Source organism: Bacillus sp. (in: firmicutes) (assembly GCF_031983925.1).
GTDB classification, from domain to species: domain Bacteria; phylum Bacillota; class Bacilli; order Bacillales; family Bacillaceae_G; genus Bacillus_A; species Bacillus_A pacificus.
In genome coordinates this window covers 55456-70809 of record NZ_DALYZR010000008.1, presented here as the reverse complement: position 1 = coordinate 70809, position 15354 = coordinate 55456, and the positions used below count along the sequence as shown (strand labels likewise).

General features: G+C 36.1%; 10 protein-coding genes and 1 other annotated feature. Of the genes, 8 read left to right on the top strand and 2 right to left on the bottom strand.

Annotation, left to right across the window (positions count from 1 at the left end; all coding sequences use genetic code 11):
• The first annotated feature begins 33 nt into the window (after positions 1–33).
• From RTP99_RS20295 to RTP99_RS20280, 4 genes are all read left to right on the top strand, one after another.
• Positions 34–1695, top strand: a complete 1662-nt coding sequence (locus RTP99_RS20295; RefSeq protein ID WP_000497798.1) for an alkaline phosphatase — start codon at positions 34–36, stop codon at positions 1693–1695.
• A gap of 256 nt (positions 1696–1951) precedes the next feature.
• Positions 1952–4336: an immune inhibitor A domain-containing protein gene (locus RTP99_RS20290; protein WP_000727456.1), complete on the top strand. Its 2385-nt coding sequence runs from the start codon at positions 1952–1954 to the stop codon at positions 4334–4336.
• 277 nt (positions 4337–4613) lie between these two features.
• A complete protein-coding gene (gene desA, locus RTP99_RS20285) occupies positions 4614–5645 on the top strand; it encodes a Delta(5) desaturase DesA (RefSeq protein ID WP_000171513.1) in 1032 nt (343 codons plus the stop codon).
• Between the two features lie 274 nt (positions 5646–5919).
• Positions 5920–7107 carry an RtcB family protein gene (locus RTP99_RS20280; protein WP_000916225.1) on the top strand — a complete coding sequence of 396 codons (1188 nt, stop codon included), beginning with the start codon at positions 5920–5922 and terminating at the stop codon, positions 7105–7107.
• A 60-nt stretch (positions 7108–7167) separates the two neighbouring features.
• On the opposite strand, the gene RTP99_RS20275 is transcribed toward RTP99_RS20280, so the two are convergent.
• On the bottom strand, positions 7168–8592 hold the full coding sequence (locus RTP99_RS20275; protein ID WP_000079966.1) for an amino acid permease: 1425 nt from the start codon (positions 8590–8592) through the stop codon (positions 7168–7170).
• A 267-nt stretch (positions 8593–8859) separates the two neighbouring features.
• Here RTP99_RS20275 and RTP99_RS20270 point away from each other — a divergent pair, with 267 nt between their 5' ends.
• Both RTP99_RS20270 and RTP99_RS20265 read left to right on the top strand, forming a co-directional pair.
• Positions 8860–9609: an IclR family transcriptional regulator gene (locus RTP99_RS20270; protein WP_000250763.1), complete on the top strand. Its 750-nt coding sequence runs from the start codon at positions 8860–8862 to the stop codon at positions 9607–9609.
• A 75-nt stretch (positions 9610–9684) separates the two neighbouring features.
• Entirely contained in the window at positions 9685–11325 is a 1641-nt protein-coding gene (locus tag RTP99_RS20265) for a M20/M25/M40 family metallo-hydrolase (protein ID WP_000049550.1), read from the top strand.
• A gap of 126 nt (positions 11326–11451) precedes the next feature.
• On the opposite strand, the gene proC is transcribed toward RTP99_RS20265, so the two are convergent.
• Positions 11452–12270 carry a pyrroline-5-carboxylate reductase gene (gene proC / locus RTP99_RS20260; protein WP_000360707.1) on the bottom strand — a complete coding sequence of 273 codons (819 nt, stop codon included), beginning with the start codon at positions 12268–12270 and terminating at the stop codon, positions 11452–11454.
• Positions 12271–12608: 338 nt separating this feature from the next.
• Positions 12609–12819, top strand: a binding site (T-box leader).
• Between the two features lie 145 nt (positions 12820–12964).
• On the opposite strand from proC, the gene proB reads away from it, so the two are divergent.
• Together proB and RTP99_RS20250 are read left to right on the top strand one after the other, a co-directional pair.
• On the top strand, positions 12965–14068 hold the full coding sequence (gene proB / locus RTP99_RS20255; RefSeq protein WP_000744720.1) for a glutamate 5-kinase: 1104 nt from the start codon (positions 12965–12967) through the stop codon (positions 14066–14068).
• 27 nt (positions 14069–14095) lie between these two features.
• On the top strand, positions 14096–15343 hold the full coding sequence (locus RTP99_RS20250; protein WP_001006656.1) for a glutamate-5-semialdehyde dehydrogenase: 1248 nt from the start codon (positions 14096–14098) through the stop codon (positions 15341–15343).
• The last annotated feature ends 11 nt before the right edge of the window (positions 15344–15354 follow it).

The following is a 15354-nucleotide window of genomic DNA, read 5'->3' as shown; positions in this document are numbered from 1 at the left end:
GTAAATGAATGTGAAACTAATGGAGGCGCAATCATGTTTGTATTGGGTTTAAAGATGAAGAAGTTACTGTTAGTAGGAACGATCACACTAAGTATGTTATGTACTGAAAGTATGATGGATGATCATACGGTGGAAGCGAAAGTGAAAAAAGTAGAACGTCAACCGAAAAATGTAATCATAATGGTTATGGACGGAACGAGTTCTTCAGCAACTACATTAGCTCGCTTGTATAAAGGGAAACCACTTGCATTAGATGAAATTGTAACAGGAGGAGTTCGTACATATTCGGCGGAATCAGCTATAACAGACTCAGCTCCAGCAGCTACAGCTTTAGCGACGGGGAATAAATCGAATTCTGGATATGTAGGGGTATTACCTACTATTGTGAGTTCACCTGGCTTAAAATCAATAAAAGAAGAGGACAAGTTACGTCCAGTTGCCAATGTTTTAGAAGGTGCGAAACGTACTGGTCGCGCAACTGGAATTGTTGCTACAGCTGAAATTCAGCATGCTACTCCCGCTGGATTCTCTGCTCACCATGTAAACCGCAAGCATTTTGACGTAATTGCGGAGCAACAAGTGTATCAAAATATAGATGTCGTATTAGGCGGGGGAAAAGCGGCACTGCTACCTATAAAAAGAAAAGATGGTGAAGATTTAGTAAAAGTGATTCAAAATAAAGGCTACGACTTTATTGAAACGAAAGAGGCATTATTGAAATCTAAATCTAATAAAATGTGGGGCTCTTTCTCACATAATGCCTTAGCGTTTGATATGGATCGTGAAGCAACAAATCCGGAGCAACCAACACTTTCGCAAATGACGGAAAAAGCAATTCAAACGTTATCAAAAGATAAAGATGGGTTCTTTTTATTTGTGGAAGGAAGTAAGCCAGATTGGGCTGCACATGTGAATGATCCAATTGGGATGATTAGTGATGTATTGGCATTTGATAATGCAGTTGCAGAAGCATTAAGATTTGCAAAAAAAGATGGTAATACGATGCTAATAGCCGTAGCGGACCATGGTAACAGCGGTATTTCTATTGGCAATATGAATACGACAAAAGGTTATAATACTACGCCGGTCTCTACATATATTGATCCGTTGAAAAAAGCGAAAATGACACTTGAAGGAACTATCAATAATTTGAAATCTGATATATCCAATGTAGAAGAGGTAGCTAAATTATACGGGTTGGACAATTTAACTTATGATGAAAAAGAAAGGTTAAAAGTGGTTAAAAAGAAAATAGATGTAGGTCCAATTTTCACTACATTATTGGCTAACCGTGCGAACATAGGCTTCACAACAGGAGGGCATACTGGTGAGGATGTATTTTTATATTCATACGGTCCTCAAAAGCCAGTTGGTTTGATTCAAAACACGGACGTTGCAAAGACAATGGCGAAAGCGATGGGCTTTAATTTAGAAGAAGTAACAAACAAATTATTTGTAGAGAGTGAATTAGCCTTTAAGCAGAATGGTGCGACTGTAACAGTAGATAATACTAATGCAGTAAATCCTGTGCTCATAGTAAAACGTAATAATGTAACAGCTCAATTATTTGTTAACAAAAATATAATTCGTATTAAGAATAAAGATTATGAATTAGGAAGTGTTGTTGTAGAAAGCAATGGTAAATTCTATGTACCAGAAGAAGCAAGTCGTTTATTCATAAAGCATTCTCGTTAAAAAAACGCCAATTCCTTAGCTACTACTTAGGAATTGGCATTTTTGTGTAGATGAGATTTCACTTGAAAAAAGAGGAAAGAGAACCACAAATTCTAGAGTGAACTTCCTGTAAATTCACCTATTTATGTTTTTCATCCTAGAAAAAATATTTCTCAACATTTTAGTACTTTAAAAAGATTGAATATTCGTATTATAACGAATATTATATTGCTATCGGCAAAAATCGATAATTTGCAGACACTGGGGAGGAAATACATTGAAAAAGAAAAAGAAATTAAAACCTTTAGCGGTATTAACAACAGCAGCAGTGCTAAGTAGTACGTTTGCTTTTGGAAGTCATGCAGCGTATGCTGATACGCCACCATCTCTACCAATTGATGAACATTTAATACCAGAGGAACGCTTGGCAGAAGCGCTGAAGCAACGGGGAGTAATCGATCAATCTGCATCACAAGCTGAGACATCAAAGGCTGTCGAAAAATATGTTGAGAAAAAGAAAGGGGAAAACCCTGGAAAAGAAATCTTGACAGGAGATAATCTTACGCAAGAAGCTTCAGATTTTATGAAAAAAGTAAAAGATACAAAAATGAAGGAAAATGAACAGGCGGAGCAACCCGAAGTAGGATCAGTAGCTGGGCAAGGTCTAGGATTGAACCCAGGAAAATTAAATGGAAAAGTACCGACTACACCAGCGAAGCAAGCTGAGTACAATGGGGCTGTTCGAAAAGATAAAGTACTTGTATTACTCGTAGAATTTAGCGATTTTAAGCATAATAATATTGATCAAGAACCGGGTTATATGTATTCTAAGGACTTTAATCGTGAACATTATCAAAAAATGCTATTTGGTGATGAGCCATTTACGTTATTTGATGGATCGAAGATTAATACATTTAAACAATATTATGAAGAACAATCTGGCGGAAGCTACACAGTTGATGGAACTGTAACGGAATGGCTTACTGTTCCAGGAAAAGCGTCAGATTACGGTGCTGATGCGGGAACTGGCCATGATAACAAGGGACCTTTAGGACCAAAAGATCTTGTGAAAGAAGCATTAAAAGCAGCGGTAGCAAAAGGTATCAATTTAGCAGATTATGACCAATTTGATCAATACGATCAAGATGGTGATGGAAATAAAAATGAGCCAGATGGAATTATTGATCATTTAATGGTAGTACATGCAGGCGTGGGTCAAGAAGCTGGCGGTGGTAAATTGAAAGATGATGCAATTTGGTCTCATCGTTCAAAACTAGGGTCGAAGCCATATGCGATTGATGGTACAAAATCTTCTGTTTCGAACTGGGGCGGAAAGATGGCTGCATACGATTATACAATCGAGCCTGAAGACGGAGCGGTTGGTGTGTTTGCACATGAGTATGGTCATGATTTAGGCTTACCAGATGAATATGATACAAAGTATTCAGGACAAGGTGAACCAGTTGAATCATGGTCTATAATGAGCGGCGGTAGCTGGGCCGGAAAAATTGCAGGTACAGAGCCAACAAGTTTCTCACCGCAAAATAAAGAGTTTTTCCAAAAAAATATGAAGGGGAACTGGGCGAATATTGTTGAGGTAGATTATGATAAACTTCGTACGGGAATCGGTACTGCAACATATTTAGATCAAAGTGTGACAAAATCAAAACGACCAGGAATCATTCGTGTTAACTTGCCAGACAAAGATATAAAAAATATTGAGTCAGCATTTGGTAAGAAGTTTTATTACAGCACGAAAGGAAATGACATTCATACAACACTTGAGACACCAGTATTTGACTTAACGACTGCAACGGATGCTAAGTTTGATTATAAGGCATTTTATGAACTGGAAGCGAAGTATGATTTCCTTGACGTATATGCGATTGCAGAAGATGGAACGAAGACACGCATTGATCGAATGGGTGAAAAAGATGTAAAAGGTGGTATAGATACAACGGATGGTAAGTGGGTTGATAAATCATATGATTTAAATCAATTCAAAGGAAAGAAAGTAAAACTGCAATTTGAGTATGTAACAGATATTGCAGTAGCATATAAAGGATTTGCGTTAGACAATGCAGCGTTAACTGTAGATGGAAAAGTTGTTTTCTCTGATGACGCAGAAGGCCAGCCAGCAATGACATTAAAAGGATTTACTGTGTCTAACGGATTTGAACAGAAAAAACATAACTACTATATTGAGTGGCGTAATTACGCTGGGTCTGATACTGCATTACAATATGCACGTGGTCCAGTATTTAATACAGGAATGGTTGTATGGTATGCGGATCAAAGCTTTACAGATAACTGGGTAGGCGTTCATCCAGGTGAAGGGTTCCTTGGAGTAGTAGATTCTCATCCAGAGGCAATCGTAGGAACATTAAACGGACAACCTACCGTGAAGAGCAGTACACGTTATCAAATTGCCGATGCGGCATTCTCATTTGATCAAACGCCAGCATGGAAAGTAAATTCACCAACTCGCGGTATCTTTGACTATAAAGGATTACCAGGAGTTGCAAAATTTGATGATTCTAAGCAATACATCAACAGCGTTATTCCAGATGCGGGACGTAAGTTACCTAAACTAGGATTGAAGTTTGAAGTAGTAGGTCAAGCTGAAGACAAGTCTGCAGGTGCAGTTTGGATCCATCGATAAAATAAAAGGAAATGAAGAGGAGCTGCCATAAGCCGGTGAAACTGACTTATGGCAGCTCTTTTCTGCTTGTGAAAAAGTTTGTAGAAGTTCATTTTATAAATGAAATGCTCCATTTGTCCAATTATAGCGCTATTTTGGGAGTAAGTAATTTGTAAGTATTGAGTAAGAAAAAAGAGATTTTTATAGTATATAATATTTATTATATCTACTTTTAACACCTGATACTAATAGTGTGCTATAATATGAATTAGCAACAAAAAGGAAAGGAATTAGAAAAATGACATTAGAAAATACTAAAAATTTAAAAAAACAAGTTGCTCCGTATGAAAAATCAACGATTAAAAAAAGTGTGTGGCAACTTATTAACACAGTCGTGCCATTTGTTATTTTATGGTACCTCGCTTATAAAAGTTTGTCTGTTTCTTATCTGTTAGCATTAGTTCCATCTTTGTTAGCTGCTGGTTTTATGACAAGAATTTTCATAATTTTTCATGATTGTACCCATTATTCATTCTTTAAAAGTCGACCTGCTAATAGAATAGTAGGGACATGTATGGGTGTGTTAACGTTATTCCCATTTGATCAATGGGGGCATGAGCATGCGATTCATCATGCTACAAGTGGTAATTTAGATAAGCGAGGTACAGGAGATATTTGGACGCTTACAGTCGATGAATATGTAGCTGCACCATTTAGACTTCGTTTAGCATATCGTTTATATCGCAATCCATTCGTTATGTTTGGATTAGGTCCGATTTATGTTTTCTTGCTTAAAAATAGATTTAACCGAAAAGGTGCAAGACAGAAAGAACGTATGAATACGTATTTGACGAATATTATTATCGTTGCTGTAGTAGCAATACTTTGCTGGGCAATAGGGTGGCAATCGTTTCTGTTCGTACACGGTACGATATTCTTAATAGCAGGTTCAGTAGGGATTTGGCTGTTTTACGTACAGCACACTTTTGAGGATTCTTATTTTGAAGAGGATAAAGATTGGGAATATGTAAAAGCGGCAGTAGAAGGAAGTTCATTTTATAAACTTCCAAAAATCTTGCAATTCTTAACTGGTAATATTGGATTCCATCATGTTCACCATTTAAGCCCAAGAGTACCTAATTATAAGCTAGAAGAGGCACACAATAATACGCTTCCGTTAAAAAATGTACCAACAATTACACTTGCTACAAGCTTACAATCACTACGTTTCCGTCTTTGGGATGAGAAAAGTAACAATTTTGTTAGCTTTAAAGATGTAAAAAATATAATTAAAAATAATGTTTCTGTTCGGGTGAAATCGGAATTATAATTTCATCGGCTATAAAACTCCCCTTAATCATTTTCGATTTAAGGGGAGTTTTTGTTATATATAACGGATATTGAGGACGTGGAATACTCATATGTAGGTATAAATTCAAGGATACGGTAATCATATTATGTAAATAAGATAAAACATCATTATTTTTTGTTATTGTGAAGGATATCATACATATATAATGGAAAGCAGAAGGTAGAGGAGAGTAATGATAAGAACAGAAACAACGTAATAAAATAATTCTTTCAAAAGGAAGGGGACAGGAAAGATGTTGAAATTACAAGGAAAATACAATGAAGCGAAAGTATTTACAAATAACGTTGATGAGACGGCGACTGGGCAGATTATTGATCTTTGTAATCAAGAATTTGTAAAGGATAGTCAAATTCGTATTATGCCAGATACACATGCGGGAGCAGGGTGTACGATTGGAACAACAATGACAATACAAGATAAAATCGTTCCTAATCTTGTAGGGGTAGACATTGGTTGTGGTATGGAAGTTGTTGTAATTGATAAGAAAAAAGAAGAAATTAATTTCGATTATTTAGACGAAACAATTCGGAAATTTGTTCCAAGTGGTTTTCGTATCCGAGATAAAGAACATCGATTCTCAAAAATGATTGATTTTGATGGTGTGAGAGCACCATTTACATTACAACGCGCTCAAAAAAGTATAGGTACTCTTGGAGGAGGGAATCATTTCATCGAACTAAATGAAGACGAAAAAGGGAATGTATATATTGTCATTCATAGTGGTTCTCGTAATTTAGGAAAGCAAATAGCAGAGTATTATCAGAACTTCGCATATGAACAACTCATTTATGTTACATCAATGAAAGATGAGATTATTAAGAGATTAATGAAAGAGGGGAGAGAAAAAGAAATACAAGAAACTTTACGTGGAATAAAGAAGCCTAATATTCGAAAAGAATTAGCTTATTTAGAAGGACAGGGATTCAAAGATTATATGAATGACATGAATATTGCTCAAAAGTATGCTGCGTTAAATCGTAAAGCAATGATTGATGAAATTGTCACTAAAATGGACTGGCAAGTAACCGATCAATTTACTACAATACATAACTATATAGACATAGAAAATATGATTCTACGAAAAGGTGCTATTTCAGCTCAGAAAGATGAACGAGTCATTATTCCAATTAACATGAGAGATGGTTCAATTATTGCATTTGGTAAAGGTAATCCAGACTGGAACTTTTCTGGTCCGCACGGGGCAGGACGTATTATGAGTCGTAAGAAGGCTAAAGAATCATTGAGTCTAGAGGAATTTCAAAATACGATGACAGAGGTGTGGACTACATCAGTAGTAGAAAGCACAATTGATGAGGCACCAATGGTATATAAGCCAATGGGTGAAATTATCGAAAATACGAAAGAGACAATAGATATAAAGCATATTATTAAGCCATTATATAATTTTAAAGCGAATTAAAATGATAAAAGACCGCACATGAAGTGAAAGCCATGTGCGGTCTTTTATATAAGCAGGGTATTACATCGTCTCGCTAATTTTAGTCTCACTATTAGTGTTAGTAGAAATTCTTTTCTTAACTTTTAAGTGATAATAAGTGTAGCAAAAGATAATAAATGGTACAGTGCAATAGATTCCAAGTCGTTGTTCTGGGATAAAGATTAGACTGATTAATATAATGCCGTACAATCCAAAACCAAGTATTGGTACAAGTGGATAAAGTGGAGTTTTGAACTTTAAGTCCTCTAATTTTCCGCCGTCTGCTAAATAATGTTTACGGAAAAAGAATTGAGAGACACAAATTGACATCCAAACAATGATTGTTATGACGCCAGAAATGGAAATGAGCCATAAGTAAACCGTTTCAGCAGCTACAACGCTTGTTAAAAGAGAAAAAGCAGAAATAGCAATTGTCATAATTAAAGCATTCAAAGGTATTCCTCGTGATGATAATTTCTTTAAAAAGGCTGGAGCCATTTCATTTTTGGATAATGACCAAAGCATGCGAGTTGCTGCGTACAATCCTGAATTGGCGACCGAAAGAACAGCAGTAAGAATAACAAAGTTCATAATATCAGCGGCATATGGAATACCGATATTATCAAATACAGCAACGAACGGACTTTTTGTTAATCCTGCTTCTTCCCAAGGAATTAAAGCAACGAGAACAAAGATTGCTAAGACGAAGAAAAACATCGTGCGCCATATAATATTTCTAATAGAACGAGGTAAAGTTTTTGCTGGATCTTCACTTTCACCTGCTGCGATTCCGACAAGTTCTGTACCTTGGAAGGAATAATTGACTGTAACCATTGTTAATAGGATAGCTGCAAGTCCATTTGGAAATAAACCACCATGATTCACGAAATTTGATAATAGCGGTGCTGGTTCGTCGCCTTTTAAATCGATAAAACCGAACATAGCGGCGCCGCCAAGAATAATAAAAGCGATAATGGCAGATACTTTTATACTTGAAAACCAAAATTCTGTTTCTGCATAACTACGAGCAGATAATGCGTTAATTGTGAAGATTGTAACGCCAAATATTAAACACCAAACCCAAACAGGAATATCAGGAAACCAGCGCTGCATTGTAATGCCGGCAGTTGTAAATTCAAGGCCGGTTGTATTTGCCCAGCTTAACCAATACAACCATCCGATTGTAAAGCCAGTTGCAGGATTAATAAACTTAGTGGCATATTCCTGGAAAGAGCCTGAAACAGGCATGGCTACAGCGAGCTCACCAAGACATAGCATAACGAAATACATTAATAATCCACCGGCCATAAAGGCAAGTACGGATCCACCAGGTCCAGCTTGACTTATAATAAAGCCAGATCCGTTAAATAACCCCGTTCCAATCACACCACCGAGTGCAATCATGAATAAGTGTCTACTTTTCATCGTACGTTTTAATTCATTGTTTGTATTATTTACTTGCGCCATTGTTTTCCTCACTTTCGTAGTTGATAGAATAAAGTTTGATGTTTTTCCGTATTGTGGAATATATTCCGTGATGTGAAATCTTGTTATAATTTTCAGATAATTAAAAAGAAAAGTCAATATTTTTTTGTTTACGCTTTCAAATTATTGTTCGCAGTATATTTTTATTTTTAGAAAATTGAATAAATAGATTGATTTCATTTCGGATTTTTGTTAAATTGATAGGTAATTGAGCGTACTAATATATTACAAGTGAAGTAGAGGTGAGTTATGGTACAGTCCATTGATCGAGCGATAAGTATTATAAAGTTATTAAATTCTACTAATGAAAAAGAGTATTGGGCCATTTCTGATATAGCGGACAGAACACATCTCCCAGTTAGTACAGTACATAGATTACTTAATTCTCTAATCGAGCATGGGCTAGTTATGCAAATTTCAGAAACGAAACAGTACAAAATTGGACCGATGTGGATGGAAATAGGATTACGACAATTGGAGAAGGTAGACTACAGATCAGTCGCAAGAGAAGTAATGAAGCGATTGGCCTATGAGGTGGAAGAAAGTGTTTATTTGAACATTCCAAATGGAACACATTCTATTATCATTGAAAGAATGGATAGCCCATTAAAAATTCGAGTTATTGATAATCTAGGGGAACAAATTCCTCTTTCAATTGGTGCCGCAAATAAAACGATGCTAGCCAATATGAAACAGAATGAAATGGAATATATTGTTGAGCAGCTACTTTCTGCTTTACCAGAACAAAAGCAAATTCTTCTTGAGCAAATAAACCAAATAAGAAACGAAGGATATGCTGTCAGTTATGGAGAAAAAACAGAAGGGACAGCTTCAGTAGCTGCACCTATTATCGGATTTAATCATAAAGTAGTAGGAGCATTAAGTGTTGGGTTAATTAGTCATCGCATTAATGATGATCGACTTTCTTTTCTTATTAGTAAGGTGAAACAAGCAGCTCATGAAATATCAATAAAAATCGGCAGTACATCAGAACTATAATTTTGATAACTGTCGTCATTTTTTATTCATATACTGGAATTGATTTTCATAATGCGGAAAAATAGGGGGATATATATGTCAAAGTGGCAATCAAAAGAACAATTGATTCAATTATTAAGCAGTCTTGTTGAAATTCCTAGTATTACAGGGACAGAAGCTGAAGTGATATTGCCAGACTTCGTTGTGGAACAATTATCTGATTTACAGTATTTCAAAGAAAATCCGCACCATTTGCAAAAAAATCCGACAGGGGACGGACGATATTTTGTTACAGCACTAGTAAAGAAAAGCGATCGTACAAAAAATACCGTAATTCTAGTAAGTCACTTTGATGTTGTAGATGTACAAGATTACGGAGTGTGGAAAGAAGATGCATTCAATCCTAAAAAGTTAACGTCTATGTTTTATGCTCATAAAGATGAGCTTCCAGACCATGTACGTGAAGATATAGAACAAGGAGAATGGTTGTTTGGTAGAGGAACAATGGACATGAAATGCGGTCTAGCTTTACAAATGGCAATGATTGAGCAAGCTTGCGAAGGAAGATTTGATGGGAATGTTCTTTTATTGGCTGTACCAGATGAAGAAGTAAACTCGGTAGGGATGAGAGCTGCTATTCCAAGATTACTAGAATTAGCAAGAGAACATGATTTAGAGTATAAAACGGTACTAAATTCAGAGCCTATGTTTGCAAGACATCCTGGTGATCAAAAGAAATATATTTATACTGGTTCTATTGGTAAGGTGTTACCTGGTTTTCTTTGCTATGGTAAAGAAACACATGTAGGTGAACCTTTTGCAGGCTTAAATGGGAGTTATATGGCTTCATTAATAACAGCAGAATTAGAGTTGAATACAGACCTTTGTGATATTGTAGAAGGGGAAGCGAGTCCTCCGCCAACTAATTTACTTCAAAGGGACTTAAAGGAGGATTACTCTGTACAAATTCCGCATCGTGCAGTCACATTATTTAATTTGTTTTTATTAGAAAAGTCAATGACGGATGTCGTTTCATTGCTACGTCAAAAAGTAACGAAAGTAGCAGAGAAAATAGAAGAGAAATATGAAAAGCAAGCATATCGTTTTTCTAAATATAATCCGTTTATACCGCCTAATATGAAGGTGAATGTATTAACGTATGAAGAGCTTATCGCATATGCAATTGAACAACATGGGCAAGAGAAAATAAATGAAATTCAATCTAGCATAATAAAAAATAGAGAAGAGAAAGATGATCGTGCGGTAACCATTGATTTAGTAGATAAACTAGCTATTTTATGTAAAGAAAAGGCGCCGATGATTGTACTTTTCTTTGCTCCGCCATATTATCCAGCTGTAAGTTCACGCAACAATCTGTTAATTAAAGAAGTAGTTACAGAAATGGAAAAGTATGCAAACCTCAATCATAACATTACATTTGAAAACCAAAACTATTTTGGAGGAATTTCAGATTTGAGCTATGTGGGCTTACAGAATCCACTAGATTCAATGAGTTCACTTGTAGACAATATGCCACTATGGGATAAAGGTTACTCAATTCCACTTCAGGAACTAGAAGAGTTTGATGTTCCAGTTTTAAATATGGGGCCGGTAGGAAAAGATGCACATCAATGGACTGAACGTCTAGATGTAAATTACGCATTTGAAACGCTATTAGACATGTTACCGATTTGTATTGAAAAATTACTTGTTTCTAATAAAATTACACAAGTATAGTAGGGAAGGGGTGATTGAAGTTATTTTAATATAATTAACAACTAAAACGGCCAAACTCAAGTATATTCGAGTTTGGCTGTTTATCATGTAGTGCATTTCTAATTACATTCATGTGAAGTTATAGTTTTACTTTTTCGTTTGACCAGATAGTTCAACAGACTTTTGTGTACAACGTTGCATAGCTGAAATGATGGCTGTTCGTAAGCCTTTTTCCTCTAAAGTTGCTACAGCTTCTATCGTTGTTCCGCCAGGAGAACAAACCATATCTTTCAATTCACCTGGATGTATTCCTGTTTCTAGTACCATTTTTGCAGAGCCTAATACTGCTTGAGCAGCGAATTTATATGCTTGATTTCTTGGCATGCCATCTAGTACAGCAGCATCTGCCATCGCTTCTATAATCATATATACGTATGCTGGTGAAGAGCCACTTACAGATGTTACAACATCCATTAACTTTTCACTTACGATCTCTGATTGACCAAAACTATTGAAAATGTTTAGCACATCTTCTAAATCCTTTTCTGTCACCATTTCATTTGGGCATAATGCAGACATTCCTTCTCCAACAAGAGCAGGAGTATTAGGCATTACTCGTACAACTTTTAATTTTTTATTAAAGGCATTTTCAGTACTTTCAATACTTTTACCAGCAGCGATCGTAACGATGATAGCATCGTTTTTTATTACTTCTTTAATTTCGTTAATTACTAATGGGTATAAGTCTGGTTTAATTGATAAAATTAAAATATCAGCATTTTTAGCGACTTCATTGTTGTCGGTAGTTATAGTTATTCCGTACTTTTCACTAGCATTTTCTAAATTCGTCGTGTTTAAATCTGAACACATGATTTTATTTGAAGACACTATCTTTTTGTTTAGCATCCCGCCAATTATAGCCATCCCCATATTTCCGCATCCGATGAATCCAATTTGTTTATCCATAATAATTCAATCTTGCTCCTTTTTAATAAATTATATCATTTCGAAAGTATTATCTTAATATAACAATAACATCTCTGTGCAATATAAAGAAACATTCTAAGAGAATATATTCCTTTTTGCAATACGAAAAGATAAAAATTGATTATATTCAACATTCTGTAAATATATACACTATAATGTAAGATTTATGTTTATAAATATGAGTTGAACTTATATCGATTTGTATTTTCATTCAGTAGGGAAATAATTTCATACAAGTAACTGGCAGCTCTATGTATTTTTAAAAATACCTCTTGACACGAAATCGAACTATATCGCATAATATAAAAAAATTAAACAGTAAATCGTTGAAGGGAAATAGTACATATGTCTTCTTGCGAAAGAGAGTGGAATTCACCGGCTGAAAGATTCCTCGTATAGAATATATCGAACCTATCCCTGAGTCTTAAATGAAAGTTTAGGCGTTCGCCTGCGTTATAGGCGCCAAGTGGATATCTATGTATATCAATTAAGGTGGTACCGCGGAACAATGACCGTTTCGTCCTTTTTATTTTATGAAGGGCGAAGCGGTCATTTTTATTTTGCTCTTAAATAGGCTAGGTGCAGCACTCATTAGAATAGAAATCGTTGCAAGCTGTATGAATAGAAGTGTAATGTATAAAAAACTTTGATTTTAGACTTGGGGGATAAAAAAGTGAAGAAACAGCGAATAGTTGTAAAGATTGGGAGTAGTTCTTTGGCGGATAGTCATGGAGGCATTTCTAAAGAACAACTTTCAGATCATGTTGCCGCATTGGCTCGATTGAAAGAGGAAGGGCATGAAGTTTTATTAATTACATCTGGGGCCGTTGCTGCAGGTTTTTCTGCTCTAGGATATCCGAGCAGACCTGTAACAATTAAAGGGAAACAGGCTGCAGCAGCTGTCGGACAAAGTTTATTAATGCAGGCGTACACGGAGGAATTCCGTAAATATGGTATTGTTACTGCACAACTTTTGCTGACGAGAAGTGATTTTTCTAGAAAAGAACAATATAGTAACGCATACGCTACGTTAGGAGAGTTACTAAACCGTTCTGCTCTTCCAATTATTAATGAAAATGATTCCATCTCTTTAGAGGAGTTAACGTTCGGTGATAATGATATGCTGTCAGCTTTAGTAAGCGGACTTGTTTCGGCAGATATGCTTATGATTTTTACAGATGTGAACGGTTTATATGATAAAAATCCTCAAAAAAATGAGGATGCGAAAAAATATTATTTCCTTCCTGAAGTTACAGAAGAAATTGCTTCTCTTGCTGGAGATGCTGGCTCAAAACTTGGGACTGGCGGTATGAAATCAAAAATTGATGCTGCAAAGACGGCGCTATCTCTTGGGGTAAGTGTATTTATCGGTACAGGACGTGGACAAGAGAAATTTGTTGATGTTTTAAAGGGGAAAGGTGACGGAACGTATGTCGGGAATGCCCCTCAAAAAGAAATAAAGATGAACAAGCAATGGATTGCCTTGCATTCGGTTGTTAGCGGTCAAATTGAAATAGACGCCGGAGCAGCTACAGCTATCATTCAGCATGGTAAAAGTCTTCTTCCTGCTGGTGTTACAAATGTGTCAGGATTTTTCAAAGTTGGCGATGTTGTAGAAGTAATGACGCAACAAGGGCGCGTAATTGGAAAAGGACAATGCACATATAGCGCAGAGGAATTAAGAGAGATAAAAGGTATGCAAAGTCAACATATTCAAGCAAGAGGCGAAAGGCATAATTATGAAGTCATCCATAGGGATCATTGGGTTTCACTTTAAGATAATCTTAAAAAGGAGGAAATAAAAATGAATGAAGTGTTGGCAAAGGGGAAACGAGCAAAAGAGGTTGCTAGGGAACTTGTACTAAAATCTACACATCAAAAAAACGAGGCACTTGCTGCAGTTGCAAATCAATTAATACATGAAACAGCTTATATTTTAGAGGAAAACAAACGGGATATAGAAGAAGGTAAGGCAAAAGGATTTTCTGATTCACTCCTTGATCGTCTTATGCTAACTGAAAATCGTATTATTGATATGACAGAGGGGATTAAGCAGCTAATTGAATTACGTGATCCTGTAGGAGAATGTGTAAGGGAATGGGAACGGCCAAATGGATTATCTATTCAGGAGATGCGTGTACCACTTGGTGTTGTTGGCATGATTTATGAGGCAAGACCGAATGTAACAGTGGATGCTGCTACAATTTGTTTGAAAACAGGAAACACAGTTATATTACGTGGTAGTTCTTCTGCTATTCATTCTAATAAAGCGATCGTTGCTGTTATTCACAGAGCGCTCAAACAAACAAGCTTACCAGAAGAAAGTGTACAGCTTATAGAAGATACAACGCGAGATAGCGCAAAGCAGTTGTTTACAATGAATGATTATTTAGACGTTCTTATTCCAAGAGGTGGTAAACAATTAATCGATACTGTTGTGAGAGAAGCGTCTGTTCCAGTACTTGAAACAGGTGCGGGAAATTGTCATATTTTCATTGATGAAACAGCAGATAAACAAATGGCAATTGATATTATTATAAATGCAAAAACGCAGCGACCATCTGTATGTAATGCGATTGAAACGATTGTACTTCATGAGAAGTGGGCACAGCAACATGGTAGCGAGCTGTTCTCTTCTTTGAAGGAAAGAGGCGTGGAGCTACGTGGTGATCAGAGAGCATTGGCATTGGATTCTTCAATTGTACTTGCTTCAGAAGAAGATTGGGGAACAGAATTTTTATCTCTCACGCTGGCGGTTAAAGTAGTTTCTTCTATTGAAGAAGCGATTCATCACATAAATACGTATGGGTCTATGCATTCCGAAGCGATTATTTCAGAAAACGAGGAAAACGTCAGCAAATTTTTCGTATCTGTTGATGCAGCTGCACTGTATCATAATGCATCAACTCGTTTTACTGATGGATCTGAATTCGGATTCGGCGCTGAAATTGGCATTAGTACACAAAAGCTACACGTAAGGGGCCCAATGGGACTTCCTGCATTAACTTCTACAAAATATGTGATTCGTGGTAATGGACAAATTCGAAAATAAAAATAAAAGAC